This is a genomic window from Planktothrix mougeotii LEGE 06226, from assembly GCF_015207485.1.
Classification (GTDB): domain Bacteria; phylum Cyanobacteriota; class Cyanobacteriia; order Cyanobacteriales; family Microcoleaceae; genus Planktothrix.
The window spans coordinates 1-1,652 of record NZ_JADEWU010000157.1 but is presented as its reverse complement, the minus strand read 5'-3'; the positions used below and the strand labels follow the sequence as shown (position 1 = coordinate 1,652).

1 protein-coding gene is annotated in these 1,652 nt (G+C 41.2%); it reads right to left on the bottom strand.

From position 1 onward, the window contains the following. Positions 1 to 1,652: Ig-like domain-containing protein (locus IQ236_RS27485; RefSeq protein WP_193872406.1), on the bottom strand; the 1,652-nt coding region annotated here is incomplete at both ends.

Genomic DNA, 1,652 nt, shown 5'->3' with positions numbered 1-1,652 from the left:
TATTGACTGGGGTAAACAAAACATTGCCATTACTGAGGGTAACCGTTCCATTTGTAGGATTACTAACTTCAGTAATCGTTAACGGATCATTATTGGGATCGGTATCATTTGCTAATAGAGTGGAAGAGGATATTGTTAAGAGTTGATTTTGCGTCCCCACCACACTATCATTCACCGCATTCGGTGGCTGGTTTGATGAATTAACAGTAATATTAACCGTCGCGCTACTGGTTCCACCCTGACCATCACTAATGCTATACAAGAAACTAGCAGGCCCTGTATAGTTATTGACTGGGGTAAACAAAACATTGCCATTACTGAGGGTAACCGTTCCATTTGTAGGATTACTAACTTCAGTAATCGTTAACGGATCATTATTGGGATCGGTATCATTTGCTAATAGAGTGGAAGAAGATATTGTTAAGAGTTGATTTTCCGTTCCCACCACACTATCATTCACCGCATTCGGTGGCTGGTTTGGTTGATTAATATTAATCGTACTAGAAGCTGTTTGGGGGCCACCACTACCTGTATTTCCGTTATCCGTTGTCAGAATTTCGAGGGTCGCCGAGGTATTCAAGGATGCAGGAGGTGCAAACGTTAAACCATTAAGAGCCGTATTAATATTTTCCAGACGACCTACTAAGGTTACTGTTGTTGTTCCATCCCCTGAAATTTCCACATTAGCTGGTGTTGCACCCAAGGTTAAAGTTCCCGTACTAGCTGTTAAGGTAACTTGAATCGGGTTTCCATCCGCATCCGGGTCACTAATCAAAATTTGATTATTATTAGCTTGACTAAATACAATCGGTTGACTACCATTTGTTAATTGTGTTCCTGGAACCGTATTGACGGGAGGATTATTAACCGCATCAATAGTAATTGTGCTAATAGCAATATTACTATCATTTTCATGATCCGTAACGACTACATCAATGATTCGATTTTCAGGATCAGGATTTTGGGAAGTATTACTATAAACAACTTGAGACAGTGCAATTTCATAGCTAGAAATCGGTGCTGTTCCGGTTAGGAGAATAATTCCTGTTGTCGGATCATAAGCTCCTGCTGTAATCCCTGAAGGTAAGGCTCCTTGGATCGATAAACCTTCTACGTCACCATTAGGACTATTAATTAAAGTAAGCGTTGCTGAAGTCAAATTTGAATCATCTGCATCAAGAATACTCACACTTCCAGTAATGGCGACCGGAGTTGTCCCTTCCACAAAAACAGTGCTGTAATTATTGCCCGGTTGGGAACTATTAAGATCTAAAATTGGAGGCTCATTAATAGATATAACTTCAACGGTAACAGTAGCCGTTCCTGTTGCCCCATTATCATCTCGGATTTGATAATCAAATGTATCTAAACCAGAAAAATTTTTATCAGGAGTATAAGTAATCATGTTACTATCCTGATTTAAAACTGCTGTCCCATTAGAGGGTTGAGTAACTTCTGTCACCGTCAGCAGTCCAACCCCTGTGTCATTACTGGTGATTGTATTAGAGGGAATCTCCAATAAACTATTTTGTAAACCCGATACCGTATCATTTTCAGCCTGCAAAACGGCTGGAGTTGGGGGTTCAACGGGAGGAGGTGTGGGTTGAGAGGGAGTCGGTGTGGGTGGACTGGTTGGGGTTGTGGTCGGTGGG